At 62.6% G+C, this 16,823-nt stretch carries 20 protein-coding genes; 8 read left to right on the top strand and 12 right to left on the bottom strand.

Features of this window, described 5'->3' with window-relative positions:
* Nucleotides 1-17: 17 nt before the first annotated feature.
* Genes L1081_RS02155 through L1081_RS02130 form a run of 6 tightly spaced genes read right to left on the bottom strand, consistent with a single transcriptional unit; the run spans nt 18 to nt 4,545 of the window.
* A complete protein-coding gene (locus L1081_RS02155) occupies nt 18-392 on the bottom strand; it encodes a hypothetical protein (protein ID WP_489414984.1) in 375 nt (124 codons plus the stop codon).
* A complete protein-coding gene (locus L1081_RS02150; RefSeq protein WP_489414983.1) occupies nt 382-666 on the bottom strand; it encodes a hypothetical protein in 285 nt (94 codons plus the stop codon). Before L1081_RS02150 ends, L1081_RS02155 begins: the two co-directional genes overlap by 11 nt.
* A complete protein-coding gene (locus L1081_RS02145) occupies nt 663-2,345 on the bottom strand; it encodes a hypothetical protein (protein WP_489414982.1) in 1,683 nt (560 codons plus the stop codon). The genes L1081_RS02150 and L1081_RS02145 overlap by 4 nt, the downstream gene beginning before the upstream one ends.
* Nucleotides 2,346-2,348: 3 nt before the next feature.
* Nucleotides 2,349-3,566 carry a hypothetical protein gene (locus L1081_RS02140; protein WP_489414981.1) on the bottom strand — a complete coding sequence of 406 codons (1,218 nt, stop codon included), beginning with the start codon at nt 3,564-3,566 and terminating at the stop codon, nt 2,349-2,351.
* A 12-nt stretch (nt 3,567-3,578) separates the two neighbouring features.
* Complete coding sequence (locus L1081_RS02135) at nt 3,579-4,049, bottom strand: hypothetical protein (protein ID WP_489414980.1); 471 nt, start codon at nt 4,047-4,049, stop codon at nt 3,579-3,581.
* 1 nt (nt 4,050) lies between these two features.
* Nucleotides 4,051-4,545: a hypothetical protein gene (locus L1081_RS02130; RefSeq protein WP_489414979.1), complete on the bottom strand. Its 495-nt coding sequence runs from the start codon at nt 4,543-4,545 to the stop codon at nt 4,051-4,053.
* A 190-nt stretch (nt 4,546-4,735) separates the two neighbouring features.
* Here L1081_RS02130 and L1081_RS02125 point away from each other — a divergent pair, with 190 nt between their 5' ends.
* Nucleotides 4,736-5,656: an abortive infection family protein gene (locus L1081_RS02125; protein ID WP_489414978.1), complete on the top strand. Its 921-nt coding sequence runs from the start codon at nt 4,736-4,738 to the stop codon at nt 5,654-5,656.
* 1 nt (nt 5,657) lies between these two features.
* A complete protein-coding gene (locus L1081_RS02120; protein WP_489414977.1) occupies nt 5,658-6,098 on the top strand; it encodes a hypothetical protein in 441 nt (146 codons plus the stop codon).
* A gap of 420 nt (nt 6,099-6,518) precedes the next feature.
* Here L1081_RS02120 and L1081_RS02115 read toward each other — a convergent pair whose 3' ends face one another.
* From L1081_RS02115 to L1081_RS02100, 4 genes are all read right to left on the bottom strand, one after another.
* Nucleotides 6,519-6,977: a hypothetical protein gene (locus L1081_RS02115; protein WP_489414976.1), complete on the bottom strand. Its 459-nt coding sequence runs from the start codon at nt 6,975-6,977 to the stop codon at nt 6,519-6,521.
* 176 nt (nt 6,978-7,153) lie between these two features.
* Nucleotides 7,154-9,409 carry a phage/plasmid primase, P4 family gene (locus tag L1081_RS02110; RefSeq protein ID WP_489414975.1) on the bottom strand — a complete coding sequence of 752 codons (2,256 nt, stop codon included), beginning with the start codon at nt 9,407-9,409 and terminating at the stop codon, nt 7,154-7,156.
* A 172-nt stretch (nt 9,410-9,581) separates the two neighbouring features.
* Nucleotides 9,582-9,887, bottom strand: a complete 306-nt coding sequence (locus L1081_RS02105) for a hypothetical protein (protein WP_489414974.1) — start codon at nt 9,885-9,887, stop codon at nt 9,582-9,584.
* Between the two features lie 9 nt (nt 9,888-9,896).
* Nucleotides 9,897-10,349: a hypothetical protein gene (locus tag L1081_RS02100; protein ID WP_489414973.1), complete on the bottom strand. Its 453-nt coding sequence runs from the start codon at nt 10,347-10,349 to the stop codon at nt 9,897-9,899.
* Between the two features lie 721 nt (nt 10,350-11,070).
* On the opposite strand from L1081_RS02100, the gene L1081_RS02095 reads away from it, so the two are divergent.
* The 5 genes from L1081_RS02095 to argG all read left to right on the top strand — a co-directional run bounded on the left by L1081_RS02095 (nt 11,071) and on the right by argG (nt 14,323).
* Nucleotides 11,071-11,415, top strand: coding sequence for a hypothetical protein (locus L1081_RS02095; protein WP_489414972.1), 345 nt, complete (start codon nt 11,071-11,073; stop codon nt 11,413-11,415).
* A gap of 47 nt (nt 11,416-11,462) precedes the next feature.
* Nucleotides 11,463-11,819 (top strand): ArsC family reductase, encoded by a 357-nt coding sequence (locus L1081_RS02090; RefSeq protein ID WP_489414971.1) that lies wholly within the window; start codon nt 11,463-11,465, stop codon nt 11,817-11,819.
* A 58-nt stretch (nt 11,820-11,877) separates the two neighbouring features.
* Entirely contained in the window at nt 11,878-12,498 is a 621-nt protein-coding gene (locus L1081_RS02085) for a hypothetical protein (protein WP_489414970.1), read from the top strand.
* A 137-nt stretch (nt 12,499-12,635) separates the two neighbouring features.
* Nucleotides 12,636-12,962 (top strand): pyrimidine/purine nucleoside phosphorylase, encoded by a 327-nt coding sequence (ppnP, locus tag L1081_RS02080; RefSeq protein ID WP_015866543.1) that lies wholly within the window; start codon nt 12,636-12,638, stop codon nt 12,960-12,962.
* Nucleotides 12,963-12,982: 20 nt separating this feature from the next.
* Nucleotides 12,983-14,323, top strand: coding sequence for an argininosuccinate synthase (argG, locus tag L1081_RS02075; RefSeq protein WP_124956059.1), 1,341 nt, complete (start codon nt 12,983-12,985; stop codon nt 14,321-14,323).
* Between the two features lie 82 nt (nt 14,324-14,405).
* Here the strand turns inward: argG and L1081_RS02070 are convergent, their stop codons facing one another.
* Together L1081_RS02070 and murB are read right to left on the bottom strand one after the other, a co-directional pair.
* The gene (locus tag L1081_RS02070; protein ID WP_489414969.1) at nt 14,406-15,236 is read right to left on the bottom strand and encodes a UCP032817 domain-containing protein; all 831 of its coding nucleotides are present in this window, start codon (nt 15,234-15,236) and stop codon (nt 14,406-14,408) included.
* A 4-nt stretch (nt 15,237-15,240) separates the two neighbouring features.
* Nucleotides 15,241-16,293, bottom strand: coding sequence for a UDP-N-acetylmuramate dehydrogenase (gene murB, locus L1081_RS02065; RefSeq protein WP_489414968.1), 1,053 nt, complete (start codon nt 16,291-16,293; stop codon nt 15,241-15,243).
* 44 nt (nt 16,294-16,337) lie between these two features.
* On the opposite strand from murB, the gene L1081_RS02060 reads away from it, so the two are divergent.
* A complete protein-coding gene (locus L1081_RS02060) occupies nt 16,338-16,823 on the top strand; it encodes a YajQ family cyclic di-GMP-binding protein (RefSeq protein ID WP_015866547.1) in 486 nt (161 codons plus the stop codon).

Raw genomic sequence — 16,823 nt, 5'->3', positions numbered from 1 at the left:
AATCCACCATTCGCCCCTTAGTGCTTGGTGGCTCCAGCGCTCTCTTCACGAATCCGCTGCGCCTCCGCAACGATGGCGAGGTACACCTGATCCTGGTCGATGCCCGCCGCCGACGCGGGGTGGATCGTGACCAGATCGCCGATGTCGATGCCGACCGAGAGCATGTACTCCAGCATCTGAAGCAGCGCCCACGTGACGGCTGTGTCGAACCGCCCGAACCGCCCTCGCATGCTGGCGACCATTTGATTGCCTTGCGCGTCCACGGACCGCACACTCATCGAGTACGCGTCGGGGCCGACCTCCGGATGATCGAACAGATGGCCGATGTAGACGTGGTCCTCGATGGCGAGGGTGCCGAGATACGCGACGTGCCGGGAAGGATTAGAAGCCACGGGGTTCCTTGTCTCGTTGAGCGAGGCGCGCCACCAGTTCTGCGGCGATAACGGAGGTGTCCGATTTGTCCGCCGAAGCGAGCGTGGCGGAGGGGGTGCCGGTTTGCCCCATGATGGTGACCGGAGGGTTGGGACGAACTGTCGAACGCCGTGCCTCTATGAGGCGGCTGGCTTCGTCGGCCATCCATCGTTCGCGTTGCCGCAACTGCTCGGGGGTCAACTTATAGTGCGGTTGTCCTGAGAACGGTATCGCGCTTGGGTTCACGAAGCTCATTGCGCCTCCTGAGTCGAGGGGTTCTGGGTCGCCATGGCTCGGGCCACCTGGGGCACCAGTTCCCTCAACCGGTCGCCCACGGCGGGAATTTGAGCCGCAAGATGTTCGAGCGCCGTCCGTTGGTCGGCTGGCGGCAGCGAGGCAATATGGCTGATGACTTTGTCCGGCACGACACCCCGGAGCCCATTCACCAAGAACGACATGCCGGGGCCGGAATAGAGCGCCGCAGCGAGCGTTGCCCCGGCCGCAGGCCCACCCAGAGATACCCCTCCCGCCGCAGCCGCGCCAAGCAAGGCTCGACCTGCCGTGCCGCTGTCGGGCACGGTGTTCGGCAGCACACTTTGACCGGCGCGATTGAGAGCGCCGGGCGTCTGGTTGTATTGGCCGCTCGCCCGGTTGAGTTGACGGGGCGTGAACTGGCCGGTGACGCTCTTGTCAGCCGCGCTGACGACAGGCAGCAGGTTGCGATAAGCACTGCGGGCCGCGCCAAGCACCTTGATCGCCTCCGGCGTCACGCCCTCGACAGTGTCCCGCAACGACGCTTGAAGCTGGTACAGAGCCTCGCCCAGCGAATGGTCGGCGGGGTTCATCGAGGCGCTGTTCTTCCTTGCGAGAAACCCAATCTCGGAATCGATGCCCTTCGCCACGTCGCCGCTGATCGGGCCGCCGCGCTGCGCCGCTTCGCTGATCGCAGGCATGATCTTCTGAGCGGCGTATTTCATGATCGCGCCCTTCTGCTCGTCCGTAATGAGCGGGATTTTGTCGATGGAGACGAGGGCACTCGAAAGCGCCGTTTTCACCTTATTCGGCTGAATGAAGGTCTGCGGGAGCACGCGGTCATATGCATCCGAAACGACCCTGCTCGCTTGCTCGACCGCCTCCGCGCCGGAACCCTTGACGGTGACGCCGAGCGGCTTGAGCGCGGCATTGATTTCTGCGTTGCCGTATTCGCTGATGGAGCGGCCCCGGGCGTACTTGATGACGCTGCCCACGAGTGGGATCGACGTGGCGCTGTCCTCTAGGCCGCGAACGGCGCTGCCGATAGGGCCGTCCCCGAACAATTGGCCCGGCGTCGGCCGCACGCCAGCGTCGATCAGCGCTTGAGCCTCTTTGGAAACGAATGGCCGAGCCAAGCCCCCGAGCGTGCGCGTCAGCACTCTGCCACCAGCGGCCCCGGCTCCGCCCGCGAGAGCCGCAGCGCCGCGCTCGTCAGGATCGGCAGTAGCGGCGGCATAGCCAGCATTGGCACCGATATCGCCGGCAACGCGCAACGACTTGCCGGCGAGGCCATTCATCGTCTTGGTAAGCACGTTCACGGCCCGATTGGCCGCGCCAACCGGCGCAAGAGACGCCGCAACATCCGCGCCGACCTCCCCGACCGCTCCTGCCGTCCCCAATTCGCCTTTGTGCTGCTTGTAGTAAGCGGCCTCCGCATCCATCTGCGAGGGGTCTATGCCACCCAGACGGCCCCCGTCCACGGTCGGCACCATGGGGCGAACGACACGGCGCAACGCACCCTTCGCTCCTTCAAGCACCCGCTCCGCTGTGCCCATGGCCTCGTATTTGGTCGGCTCCTTGGGCGGGAACTGCTTGCGAAGCACCGCGGTGATCGCGTCGTCATCCATGTCATCCGGGAACGAGCCGGTGGACCCGTCCGGGAGCGCGATCAGCTTCGCCATGACTTACTCCAGTCGCCCAGTGGCGGGGTTGTAGACCCGCATCTTCGGAGCGGGCGCGGACTGCCGATCGATAGCGGCCTCGACTGCATCACGGATCGATAGGCCGGCAGGCGTTTGGGCGGGTGCCGAGCCGTTCGCGGCGCGACTCATGATCCGACGCACCTGCTTGAGCGCAGCAAGGCGCGTCTCGGTTGGCAACTCCTTGTTCGCGAGGTCGCCACCCTGCTTCTTGAGAAACGCCAAGTCCGCATCCGACACCTGACCCGCCATGCGGGGAATGTTCGCCACGATTCCGTTCGCCACGGTTTCCAGAGCGGCGGCGGCCTTCGCCCCGTCCGTTGAGATGCCCGCAGCACCGGCGATGGCGTCACGAAGCGCTCCGCCCTTGGAACCCGTGGCCGTCTTCAGCAACGTTTCGGCCTCGTTCAGGTCTTCGAGCGCCTTGGCAGCATTGCTCTTGTTTTCTCCCTGCTTCGTGCGGTCCGCGGTGAGTGATGCCGTCTCCCGGCCGATTGCGCCAAGGGGACTCACTTCCCCCGTGAGCTTGTTGACTCGATACGCATTGCCTTGGGCGTCCTGAACGATCTGGTAGTTGCTGGCCCTGTCACCGCCTCCACCGCCGCCCATACTCTTCATCGCGCGCAAAGTTTCGTCGTGCTCACGCTGGCGAGCGGCTTGGTCCTCACGCGCCTGCTGGCGATCTTCGAGGGTGGCTTGCAGCGCCTCCTTCTTGGCGGCGAGCGCTGCCGCTTGAGCCTCTTTCTTGTCGGTGCGAACCGCCACCCGCTCCGGCTCATTAACAAGCTGGTCTTTTTGATAGTCCATCATGAGGGATCGGAGCGCGGGAATTTGAGCGCCCTGCTGGGCCCATGCGAGCTTGGTCGGTTGCGGGGCATCGTCCGGCGGCTTCATCGCCAGGTGCCGAGCGACGGCCTGCATCTCATATTTGTCATACCCGGTCTGGTCGGCGTCCAAGCCCTTCTTCTCCAGCGCTTGCGTGAGTTGCTCGACCAACGGGGTCAGCATCTGCGCTTTGGACGGGGGCACGTAGTAGCCCGAGACCATTTGCCCCTGCGGTGCTGCTTTCTCCCGGGCGGCCTTGATCCGCTCCTTGAGGTCGGCTTCGCGGTCGCGCAGGCGATGCTGCTGCAGGATGAGAGAGGCATTGCCAAAGCTGGCGGGCAGCTGGTCAACGTCGCCGTAGTAGTCCATTGAAGACATGGTGTGCTCCTGTTACTCGTTGCCCTGCGTACCCACGACATTCACCGCCGCCTCGATGTGATCGCGCAACGTCTCCGGGGGCAGCGGGCGATCCGCGTCCGTACCCATTTGTTGCTGGAGCGCATCGGTCAATTGCTCGTCCTCCAGCCGCTGGTTGGCCTCACGGAGATAAGCCATCACCTCGGGATTCGCGGCGCGGTCGGGGCGGTGCGTATCCCGGGGAGCGAACGGCATCGCGAGGCCAGCGGCCCACGCCGGGTTCGCCTTGCGGTCTTCATCTGTCACCGACGAGTTGTTGATCGCGTCGGGCCTGGCACGAGCCCCGCTCTCGGCGCGTCGGAACTGCTCGATGTCCCGAACGAAGTGCTTGTAGGCCTCGGGATTCGATTCACGCAGCAATCGCATATGCGTGAGGATGCCGGGCCGCGATAGCACCGCCATCTCATCGTCGGCCAGGTAGTTCGGGTGGATGTTTGGAGGCATTTCAACTCCTGTGGGTTGCGGGTTTCCACGGCCGCGGACCCGTGTGGGAAATGGATGCACCGGGCGAATACATCGGGGTGCGTTGCTCTTGCTTGCGGAGCCGCGACTCAGCGGCACGCGCGGCCTCAGCGACTCCGAAATATTCGGCCAGCAGCGGGGGCAACCCGATCAGGCCGGACTCGGGGCTGTCCTTCAGGTACGGGCGCAATTCCTCGTCGGGGGTGAGAGGCACGTGCTCTGGGTGGTACGGCGAGAACACCGGCATCGGCGTCGGCGTGCGCTGGGGACTCTTTGGCGCTGCCGCCTGCGCGAGACCGGCTTCAACCGTGGTGAACGCGGCGTTCAGATACGCGCCGGGCTTCGGCCGTGGAAGGTGGGCCTTGCGCAGATGGGGGTAGAGCCGATCCATGGCGGCGGGATCGACCCTGAACGCTTCCAGCAACGCGCGCTCGGCTTCAACGGCGTGGCGCTCATAAATCCGTAGAGATTCGCGCAAACGATCTTCCCTAACAAGCGGCTCCCTGCCACTATCGGGGCATGTCCCGTTACTTTCAGAATCAACGGCTGACAAAGAATTCCGATTCATTTTGCAATTGCCTGAGAATAGTTAATTCTCGCCGAATTACGGAATTCGGTAAATTAAAATCATTAATTGAGGGAATTAGGTTTTACCCCTAATTGATAAAATGGTTTTTGATTTGTACTCCAAAAGAAAACGGCAACTCAACAAAGATGCGCCAGATATATTCGTCTACGACGTCTTTCCCCATGCGTTTCGGGTGCAGGTCATTTATCTCTGGAATTTTGGATTTGGAGAGAGCGTCTCCCCAGATATTTACGACGCCTACGCTACGATCGTTAAAATACTGCGCGAGGAAGCTGGAAAATTCGCATTGATCGACCTCGGCTATCACGGCAAAACTTCAGCCGAAGAGCTTCAAGGATATTTACTCAGCAACCTCGATTCCGATCAAATTCTGGACGTCATTGAACTGTCATTCAAGGTAATGAATCATGTTGCGCGCAGGAAATATTTTGCCCATCGAGCGGATGCAAGTAATTATGTTGACAAAGCCATTGGCGACCTGAATATCCGATTTCGTGAACATAACATTGGCTACCAATTCACGAATGATGAGATCATCCGAATAGACTCAGAACTGATCCACGCCGAAGTTGTTAAGCCGACTTTAAAATTACTGAGCCAACCTCATTTCAAAGGCGCCCAAGAAGAGTATTTAAAGGCACATGAGCATTACCGCCATGGCAATGCAAAGGAGGCGCTTAACGAATGCCTCAAAGCCTTCGAAAGCGCGATGATGAGCATATGCAAGAAGCGTGGGTGGGCTTATGGACCTAAGGACAACGCCAAGACGCTGATCGGAATCTGCTTTACCAACCATCTGATACCCAGTTTCTGGGAATCTGAGATGACTGGGTTGCGAGCACTGCTGGAAGGAGGGGTTCCCACGGGCAGGAATAAGCTGGCGGGCCACGGGCAAGGAGCGGAGCCGGTAAGCGTGCCACCGCATATCGTGAGCTACATCATGCATATGACGGCGGCGAATTTAAAATTCCTCGCAGAAGCAGATGCTGCGTTAGGATAAGATGCAAGCCAGCGATTGGATTTCTTTAGGCGCGCTCGCAGTTTCCCTGGCTAGTGCAGGGTTCACCGCCTTCTATGCGCGCGCACAGCACCAGCTCAACAAAATGCAGCTGCTCGAAAAGCAGGCTCTGATTGAGGACGCAAAGAAGGCAAAGCTCACCGCCCTGCTTCACGGAAATCAAATACTTTCTTTTAGGTTGGAGGTTATTAACTCGGGACAGAGCGTCGCACGTAATGTTCAACTTATTCTTGAACAAGGTCTTGTTCCTAAGTCGTCTCTAGGTGACGTTTTTCCTCTCGCGCGACTACTACCTGGAGGGCGGGTCTTTGTAGACCTGAACGAACCAGAAAACTGGGATGGTCATACCTGCGAATTGATGTGGGAGGACAGCGCTGGGAGTCACGTCCAACCGACCCCAATCAATCGCGTCAAGATGCGGTGATGCAACGTAGATAGCTGCATGCACTTCCAATGGCAGCTTGCGGATGCCTCACGTTGATGTGCGCACCGAACACTGCCAGGTTGCGAAGGGGGCTCAACACAGTACAGCCACCCACCCGGCCCCGCCGCTTCATGGGTATCCATGTGAAACTTGGCCAGCCCACCCCCATGTCTAGCCTGCCGCGTGTCGCGCATGGTCGTGCTGGGTCATGGATCAGAGGCAGCAGAACTCAGCCTCCGAGCCCAGCTAGCCGCCCTGTCGCAGAAGGCCCCGGCGCACACGCTCTTCCCCTTCGGAACGCCGTCATCATTGCACCGCAATGACTTAGCTTTGCGTGGCTAGGCGGTGGGCTAGACCCGGGCCGCTCGGCGCGAAATCCGGCCCGTAGACGCGCTATCGCCCGAATCGATATCCGAGTACCTATTCGCCGGGAAAGCCGCTTCTGCCAGCCTCTGGCAAGGCGGGATCGTCATCAGCGGTTTCGACGCTCGGGGCGGTTTTCGGGGTCGCGTCGGTAACGGCCAACCCGGATTCAATAAGCTTCACGGCATCCGCGCCGAGCCGGTACGCGTGACGCTGCGCACTGAGCCACGGCATTTCATCGAGTCGGATATTGACCGTTGGTGACGCTGTCTCAGGCACCACGGCCTTGGCCAGAATCTTGTCGAGCAACTCGGGATTGCGCTTGAGATAGGCCGCGCCGCCCAACTCGATATACGCCTGCCGTGCGTCGTGGCGCAGCAGGTCGCGCAGCGCGAGCGGAGGCGCATCAGCGTCGATGGGTGCGGCAGGGACAGGCTCCGGCTCTGGACGCGGCGTACCAACCTCTGCAACCGTGCAGAGCCCACTATTTACGTCTTCGATTTTCCAGTATTTCACTTTTCGCTCCGATTCAGGGGGGACACCACTGCAGGGTCGGGAGGGTCGGGTAGGGTCGGGTAATACCTATTGTTTCTATCGAAATAAGAGGGGGTCCCTCGGTTTTTAAAAACTTCCCGGAAACGCGTCCCTTCCCGACCCTCCCGACCCTGTCAAATTAGTTCTAAGCGCGGTTTTCAGTATTTCCCTCGCTTAACAATTCCTTTTAGGACGCGAACCCCGTTGCTCTTGCCGGATTCGATTTGGCCTTTGGCATACTCGATGAGACGCTTGCTAAAGGTCGGAGCCGATCCGGCTTTCACGCCCTCGCCGTCGCACCAATGCTGGTAGGAGCCGAAAACCTCGGTGCTTGGGGTGCTCCCCTTCGATGGACCGACAATTTCGTAGCCCATGTCATCCAGCCATCGGCCCAGCTTGTCTTGTGCCCCCCGGTACGCCTCAGCGTTACGCACCAGATCGGCAGGCGGTTTCGGCAACCCCTCCCGTTCCCACTCAACCCCGCCTCGGATCGCCCACCAAAGAAGCCAGCGCAGGGCATCGAGGTCGCGGCCCTCGGCCATCACGTTCTGCAGCCACTGGTCGGCCTCAGGCATCGACAGGTCATCGCCATCCGTCGCAGACAGCACCCCGGCACGCCGCCATCGCACGAGGAAGGGAAACGGCGCAAGGCGGTCCCATAAAGCCGCATCGCCCTCCGCCACGTTCGGCAGTGGGTTCGTCAGCAGAATGAGGGTGAACGTCACGGCGTACTCGCCGCCGTCTTGGTAGTTGCCCCGGACGTTGATCTTGTCGCCGCCCGTCAACATCTTCACACGCGGCTCATCCAGATATGCCGTGTCGCTGGTTTCGCTGGCGAACACCATGCGGGTGCCGATGGCGCGCACGAGAAACGGCGATGCACCCTCGGGGTCGCGGCCCCGCGCGTTCGTCAGCAGAGCGCCAGCAGGCACGGTCGCGGCATAGTCACCGAGTGCGGCCGTCAGCGTCTTCGCCAGCACGCTCTTGCCGTTTGCGCCCTTGCCGTGCCAGATCTCCATCTGCTGAAGCGCATTTCGACCGCGCAGCGCAGCGCCAATCCGCATCTGGAGCCAGCGCTCCCGCTCCGGGTCGGCCATCCCGTGCTGTAGGCCGGTGATGCCTTCGACAAAATGCCTCGCGCGGTAAGCGCCCTCGCCGGTCGGCTCAACGCCGTCATAGGCAACTGCGCAGCGCTTCAGGATCAAATCTTCTTGCCGCTCTGGACGAACCTCGCCGGTGCGCAGGTCGACAACGCCGTTCGGCACGGCCAGCAAGTCGCCGTCTGTATCAAAGTCCGATAGCCGCCCCTGGATCTGTTTGCGTTCGGCAGCGTCCTTCAGCATGGCCTGACGCCCGGGCACGGACGAGCACTTGCTTTCGGCCCACTTGTGCTTGGCCGCTGCCTCGTCTTTCAGTGCTTGCCGCCGCGTTTTGTGCTCATCGTCAGCAGACATAGCCGCCGCCATGAGTTGCAATCGCTGGGCCCGCAGGAAGTAGTAACGGCTGACGACGTTCGTCATCTCATAGGGTGTCGAGCCGACGTTCACCCACCGCGAACCGTTCCAATGAACCCATTCATCAACGTCCTTCAGGTATCGCACGTTGTTTTTGCCCAGCAAGCGCAGAAGCAAAGAGGCGTTGCCGCGGTCGCTGAGGTCGGTATAGCTCTGGTTGAAACGGTCGAGGGTGGCGAGCGCCCATTTCTTCGCTTCTTCAAGCTCCGTAACCGGCACCTGCGGCAGCGCGAAGATCGCCTTGATGACGTCTTCAGGCAAAGGCCAGTACTCGCGATCCGTGCCGTACTTGGCAACGAACCAATCGTCATACCCTTGCTTGTTGCCGTGCTCATCGGTGCCGAAGTCCGGAAATCGGGCCTGCACCCCGAAGCTGTCGAGTTCGAGGGCGAACGTCGCCAGTGCACGGGCGACGTCAGGGTTGCTCGCCCAGTCGCCGTCGAACATGGCGAGGTGCACTTTTCCAGGTCGCAGGCCATCCAGAATATCGAGCCTCACGGTTCTGCTCTGGGCGCCGTCTTCGCCATCGCTACCGTTCTCGGCGAAGTCGTTGCAGCTATCCATCACCATCGTCGGAATGCCCGTGGTCAGGTGAAACAGAACTGACTTCTTGAAGCCCTCCACTGACGCGTTCATGTGCCCGGTGTTGAACTCGACAACGGAGCCGACGCAAACATGCGCTGCAGGCCTGCCCTTGGGGGCCAGGTACTTGTTTTCGGATCGGTCGATGCGGTCCTTGTAGTAGTCGCTGTCGTACCAAAGACGGTATCTGGCATGGCCCTCATCGGTGGGCACCAAAGGCTTTGGAGGAATTGGAAAATCCGTGGGCACCAGCCCTGAGCGCATCAAGTCGGCCAGCATGAACGCTTCAGAATCCGCAGTGACATTGGTCACGTTCATAACAGCGCTCACGGTGCACCTCCATTCCGGCCAACACGCGGCCCCTGCGCGCGGCGCACTGGCGGCTTCTTCGGCTGATATCTGGGCCCGTAGGTCAGCATGCCCAGCCCGGGGGTGGCGTCTCGATCCGCCGCAGGCGGTTTGGCCAGAGCGCGCTTGAGGATGGGTTCGGTCATGTCAGCCTCCCGCTCTGCTCGTTGAGGTAGACCGCACGTTCGTACGCATCAGCGGACAGGCGTTCGAACTTCGGCGGCGGCGGCTCGATCAGCGGGTCGGGCAGGTAGCGCCGCATGACGTGGCGGTACTCCTTGCGGAACGACTTGATCCGACTGCGCGGCCAGCGTTCGTACTGGTCTTGATGGCTTAGGTGCTGTTGCCGCTTGAGTTGTTCGAGGTGGCGCGGCTGGACGCGGAGGTCGCAGAGAAGCGTCACCAGCGACCGCCCGTCATAGAAGCGGAAGTTAGGAGGTAGCTTCATGTGCTCCCCTTACATGCGCCCCAAGCGCCGCTGCGTCTCTTCTTGCTCTTTGCGCAGGGCCTCATCACGAGCCGCGAATTCGTCCTGCATCTTCTTCAGGGCAGCGTCGGCCTCCTGCTGCTTTTTGTACCTTTTCTGACCTTCCTCCAACTTCTGCAGAACCCGCTGCTCCTGCTCAAGCTTCCTAGCTGCGGCGCGAAGCGGTGCTTCGTCGCGCCATTCTTGAAGACGCTTAAGCCAGTCGTTCGCCTCGAACTCGTTGTAAAGGTGCGCTCCACCGATGCGATATGACGGCTCGATCCTGGGCGCATCGACTTGACTCAAAATCACTCGCAAATGACCGGTGGTGGTTCCCACGCGGGCGGCTAAATGGGCGAAAGTGACGAAGCCGGGCAAAGGCGAGTCAGGGTCAGCCCTTGGGATGTTGTCCGGGATTTTCGGCAACTGCGATGCATTGGCCATTTGTAAATCTCCATGCGGCAGCACAACCGGGTAGGTTGAAGCTGCGAAATGTTGAGGGGGAGTCCCGGTGGCCGCCACAGGCGCGGTCCGGGACGAAGGCTGTTAATCCGCGAGGACTAATACCTTTAGATCGTAGAGGCTCGCCCGAGGAAAGTCGCGCGCTATCCTCGGGTGCGGCCGTCTTTCTTTAGCTGGGCGCCAGACCTACGCCGGACGAATACAGGCTAGAACTTCTTCCAGCTTGTAAACGACTCTTCTGCCAATCTTGTAGCGAGGCGGCGCCCAACTCGCGCCGCGACTGTGCGAGTTGTAGAGGGTCTTGGGTGCAATGTTGAGCAGGCTCGCTGCCGTCTTAGTCGGGATGTATTTTTGAGTAGGGAGCGACACGATTTGGCGTTTCTTGAGGCCCGCCATCGGCCACAGCGACATAGATGAGTCGCATACATCCCGAGATTTGTGGATGACCTTCGGGGAACCAATCAAGTCCAGCGCGCTTACGGCTATGGCATCCGATGAGCTGCTGGCAGGGCGAATATAGCCGTGAGAAAAGGAGGCAATCAAGGGCCTTAAAGTCGCCAGAGCCGGCTACGTAACAAAATGCTGAGTGGGTCCCGGCAAGTTACACCGTATTCACATCTAATCGCGTCTGTGAATGGCTTCCCCACAGCTGATTGTCAACATCAGAATAGGTTGTTCCGATCAACTTTCTGAAGGAACAGACATGAGCAGCTTCAACTTGACCATCGGCCTGAACCAGCCCACGCGGCTGGCAAATGTGGAGGCCACCAAGTACGCCGCAGCCCCTCGGACGAATCAATTTGAGGCCGAAGTGAACGGCATGCCGCGCGAAGCATGGACGACCTCGGGCCGTGGCAATTACTACGTTTATTTCATGAGCGGGGCTGATCTGTACTACGTGAAGCTGGGCGGCGAGGGAGAACTGCTCGCGGCACGTCAGAAGCTGATCGTCACGACCGACGAGTGGGAAGAATCGCAGCCCAAGAACGTCATCCGTGCGGCCAACAAAGCCCGTAGAGTCAAAAAGACCCGCGTGGCGACGGCCTAGTACGATTCCTAGCTGCGCAACCAATCCGACACCTGTTTTCCCTCGTAATGATCGCCCTCTACGGAATTCCGAACTGCGACACCGTCAAGCGCGCCCGCAGCTGGCTCGACGACCACGGCGTCGCCTACACCTTCCACGATTTCAAGAAACAGGGCGTGCCCGAGGCCGAGCTCGACCAATGGCTCAAGAAGCCCGGCTGGGAGGCGCTGGTCAACCGCCGCGGCACCACCTGGCGCAAGCTCGACGAAGCCACCCGCAACGCGGTGGTCGACGCCGCTTCTGCCCGCGCCGTGCTGCTGGCCAATCCCAGCCTGATCAAGCGGCCGGTGGTCAACTGGGGGCCGAAAACCGGCGTTACGACGGGGTTCGACGCCGAAGCCTGGGCCACCGTGAACGCCGTGTAAACGCAGGAACCCCGCCTCGCCGGCCGGCCTCCAACCCCGATCTGCAGGAGAGAACACCATGAACAAGCACGTTTTTCGCACCCTTGCGGGTCTTTCCGTGGCCGGCCTGCTGGCAACGGGCGCCGGCGTGGTACAGGCCCAGCAAGTGGTTCAGGCCCGGGTGATTTCCGCGACCCCGATCCGCGAGACGACCGGCAGCGACGTCAGCTACAACGTCACCTACGAATACAACGGCCGCCAGTACACGACCCGCACCGACAGCCGGCCGGGCGCCACCATCCCGGTCGAGGTCAACGCCTACGGCGTGACAACCTCGCCGGTCGCGCCGCAGCCGCAGTTGCAGCCCTACCCGGTCGAGGCCAACAACAGCGGCCAGCAGCAGTACCAACAGCAGCAGCCGCAATACGCGCAGCCAGGCGGCTCGGCCTGGGACAACGTCGTGCCCGAACCTGGCGTGGTGGTCTCCAACGCGCCGGCCGCGCCGGTGTACGTGCGGCCCGCACCCGTCTATGTGCAACCGGCGCCCGTCTATGCGCCGCCGGTGTACGTGCAGCCGGGCTACGCCTATCCCTATGCGCAGCCGTACGTCTACCCGCCGGTCGGCATCTCGCTGAACCTCGGCTACTCCAGGGGCTGGGGCGGTTATCGCGGCGGATGGGGCCATCGCCACTGGCGCTGAAGCGCGCGCAAGCGAGGGGCGGGAGACGGCCGGTGCCGCCCAAGCCCTAAAATCGAGGACTTTTCCAACCTCTAGGGGTGCGCCGCCGCGGCGGCGCGTCCTCGACCAGCCGACCGCGCATGCGCCGGCGCCATCCAATGACGACGACTACCGACACTCTCAACAGCGCCGCAGTGGCGACCAAGGCCAATGTGTATTTCGACGGCAAGTGCGTGAGCCACAGCCTCACGCTGGCCGACGGCACCAGGAAATCGGTCGGCGTGATCCTTCCGTCCACCCTGACCTTCAACACCGGCGCGCCCGAGATCATGGAAGGCACCGCCGGCAGCTGCGAATACCAGCTGGCGGGAACCACCGAATGGATTGCCTCGGGCGCCGGACAGAAGTTCAGCGTGCCGGGCAATTCGAGCTTCCAGATCCGGGTCACTGGCGAGCCCTACAGCTACATCTGCCATTTCGGCTGAACCGCGAACCGGACACCCACATGTCGACCATTCTCCAAAACGTTCCCGCCGGCCAGAAGGTCGGCATTGCCTTTTCGGGCGGCCTGGACACCAGCGCGGCACTGCACTGGATGAAGCTGAAGGGCGCGATTCCCTACGCCTACACCGCCAACCTCGGCCAGCCCGACGAGCCCGACTACGACGAGATCCCGCGCAAGGCGATGCTCTACGGCGCCGAGAACGCCCGCCTGATCGACTGCCGCGCGCAGCTCGCCAACGAAGGCATCGCCGCCCTGCAGGCCGGCGCCTTCCACGTCACGACCGCCGGCGTCACCTACTTCAACACCACGCCGCTCGGCCGCGCGGTGACCGGCACCATGCTGGTGTCGGCCATGAAGGAAGACGACGTCCACATCTGGGGCGACGGCAGCACCTACAAGGGCAACGACATCGAGCGCTTCTACCGCTACGGCCTGCTCACCAACCCGAACCTCAAGATCTACAAGCCCTGGCTCGACCAGCTGTTCATCGACGAGCTCGGCGGCCGGGCCGAGATGTCGGCGTTCATGACGAAGGCCGGCTTCGGCTACAAGATGTCGGCCGAGAAGGCCTACAGCACCGACTCCAACATGCTCGGCGCCACGCACGAGGCCAAGGACCTGGAGAACCTCGACAGCGGCATGCAGATCGTGCAGCCGATCATGGGCGTGGCGTTCTGGAAGGACGAAGTCGAGGTCAAACGCGAAACCGTCAGCGTGCGCTTCGAGGAAGGCCGCCCCGTCGCCCTCAACGGCGTCGAGCACGCGAACCTCGTCGAGCTGATCCTGGAAGCCAACCGCATCGGCGGCCGCCACGGCCTGGGCATGAGCGACCAGATCGAGAACCGCATCATCGAGGCCAAGAGCCGCGGCATCTACGAGGCTCCGGGCCTTGCGCTGCTGTTCATCGCCTACGAACGCCTGGTGACCGGCATCCACAACGAAGACACGATCGAGCAGTACCGCGACCACGGCCGCAAGCTCGGCCGCCTGCTCTACCAGGGCCGCTGGTTCGACCCGCAGGCCATCATGCTGCGGGAGACCGCACAGCGCTGGGTGGCGCGCGCCATCACCGGAGAAGTGACGATCGAGCTGCGCCGCGGCAACGACTACTCGATTCTCAACACCGTCTCGCCCAATCTCACGTACCAGCCCGAGCGCCTGAGCATGGAGAAGGTCGCGGGCGCGTTCACGCCGCTGGACCGCATCGGCCAACTCACGATGCGCAACCTCGACATCGTCGACACGCGCGAGAAGCTCGCGATCTACACCCGCACCGGGCTGCTGTCGCCGGGCCAGGGCACCTCGGTGCCGCGGCTCTCGAACGACGACGAGAGCAAGTAAGCTCCGCACGCTTTCTCCAATGACGAACGGGCCCTTGCGGGCCCGTTTTCATTGGTGCGTCGTGCGCGGGGTCGCCGGCCGGTCAATCGCCGCCACCGCCTCCGCCGCACCCACCACCGCAGCCGCCGGAGGAATCCCCTCCCCCGCTGCCGCCATCGCCGCTGCCGCCGCTCGATTCGCTGCCGCCGAAGCCGCCGGCATCGCCCGCGCCGCCGCCATCCGACGACGATGCGCCGAAACTGGTGCCGCAATGGGCGTCGGAGCCGGCGTGCCGGTCGACCGCCTTGCAGTCGGGCACGTAGTCGAAGCCGCCCGGAATGCCGAACTTCACGTCGAGCGCGAACAGCAGCGGCAGGCGCGCCGGCGTGCGCGGATCGATGCTTTCTTCCTTGCAGGCCCAGTACCAGCTGCGCCGCAGGCCGTCGTTGCGCTTCGGGTCCTTGCCCAGCACCTCGGCGGGGCTGTGGTGCAGCATGCCGCCGAAGGCCGCCTTGCACCAGTTCTGGTAGCCCTGCGTGTGCAGGATGAACTCGTGCCAGGCCGTATCGACCACCTTGGACGGCATGGCGACGAACTTGCGGCCGCTGCGCAGATGGGCCATGAAGAACTGGCGCAGCCCGCGCAGCACCAGTTCGGCGTCGCGCTGGCTGAGCCCGGGGTGGGCCGCGCGCAGCTTGCCGGCCAGGAAGGGCGGCAGCCGGGCCTCGCGGATGAACTGGCGGCGCAAGCTGATTTCGATCCGGCCCAGCAGCGCCGCAAAGCAGAAGGCCGCGATGAACAGCAGTCCCGACGCCCACCAGCGCGCGGGAACCAGGAACACCGCGGCGATGCCCGCCGCCATGACGAGCCGCTGCGCCCACACCAGCGCCGCGATGCGCCGCCGGTAGTTCAGGTGGAGAAAATCGAGATCCACCGGGTCAGACGACCACCGGCTCCGGCTCCAGCCGGATGCCGAAACGCTCGTACACGCTGGTCTGGATGGCCTTGGCCAAGGTCATGACCTCACCACCCGTGACCGGGTTCTCGAGGCCGCCGCGGTTCACCAGCACCAACGCCTGCCTTTCGTAGACGCCGGCATTGCCGACCGACTTGCCCTTCCAGCCGCAGGCGTCGATGAGCCAGCCGGCCGCGAGCTTGATGCTGCCGTCGTCCATCGGGTAGTGCACGATCTTGGGGTCGCGCGCAATGATGTCGGCACACTGCTCGGGCGTGACCGTGGGATTCTTGAAGAAGCTGCCGGCATTGCCGAGCACGCGCCAGTCGGGCAGCTTGGCGCGGCGAATGGCGCAGACCCAATCGAACACGTCGGTGGCGCTGGGCGTGAAGTTGCCGGTCTCCCCCATCTTGCGCTCGAGGTCGAGGTAGCCCACCACCGCCTTCCAGGGCTTGGGCAGGCGAAAGCGCACGCGAGTGATCAGCGCCCGGCCCGACAGGCCGAAATCGTTCGGCCCGCTGCGCACGTGCTTGAACACCGAGTCGCGGTAGCCGAAGGCGCACTGGGCGGCATCGAGCGTGAAACTGCGCCCGGTGTCCAGGTCGATGGCATCGAGCGAATCGAACCGGTCCTGCAGCTCGACACCGTAGGCACCGATGTTCTGCACCGGCGCCCCGCCCACCGTGCCCGGAATGAGCGCGAGGTTTTCGAGCCCCGGATAGCCGTGCTCGAGCATCCATTGCACCGCGTCATGCCAGATTTCGCCCGCGCCGGCCTCCACGATCCAGGCGCGCGGGGTCTCCTCGACCAGCCGCAGCCCCTTGATCTCGACCTTCAGCACCAGCGGCTTGACGTCGCCGGTGAGCACGATGTTGCTGCCGCCGCCCAGCACGAAGCGGGGCGCGTCGCGCCAGCGGAGGTCGGCCCGCAGCTCGGCCACGTCCGCCTCGCTGGCGATGCGCACCAGGTTCTGCGCGCGCGCGACGATGCCGAAGCTGTTGTACGGCTGCAGCGGGACGTTGTTCTCCACGATCATGGGAGAATTGTCGCATCCAGCACCCCGTGAATTCAGGAGAGCCCATGCCGTCGTTCGATACCGTCTGCGAACCGAATCTGCCCGAAGTGAAGAATGCGGTCGAAAACACCGCCAAGGAAATCGCAACGCGCTTCGATTTCAAGGGCACGGCCGCCGCCGTCGAGCTCAAGGACAAGGAAATCACCATGATCGGCGACGCCGAGTTCCAGCTGGTGCAGGTTGAGGACATTCTTCGCGCCAAGCTCACCAAGCGCAGCGTCGACGTGCGCTTCCTCGACAAGGGCGACGTTCAGAAGATCGGCGGCGACAAGGTCAAGCAGGTCATCAAGGTGAAGAGCGGCATCGAATCCGAGCAGGCCAAGAAGATCACCCGCATCATCAAGGACAGCAAGCTCAAGGTGCAGGCCGCCATCCAGGGCGACGCGGTGCGCATCACCGGCGCCAAGCGCGACGACCTGCAGGCTGCCATGGCACTGATCAAGAAAGACGTGCCCGACATGCCGCTGTCGTTCAACAACTTCCGCGACTGA

It is taken from the genome of Variovorax sp. MSC1_012, from assembly GCF_023667525.1.
GTDB classification, from domain to species: Bacteria; Pseudomonadota; Gammaproteobacteria; order Burkholderiales; family Burkholderiaceae_C; genus Variovorax; species Variovorax beijingensis_B.
This window is presented reverse-complemented; position numbering and strand designations above follow the sequence as displayed.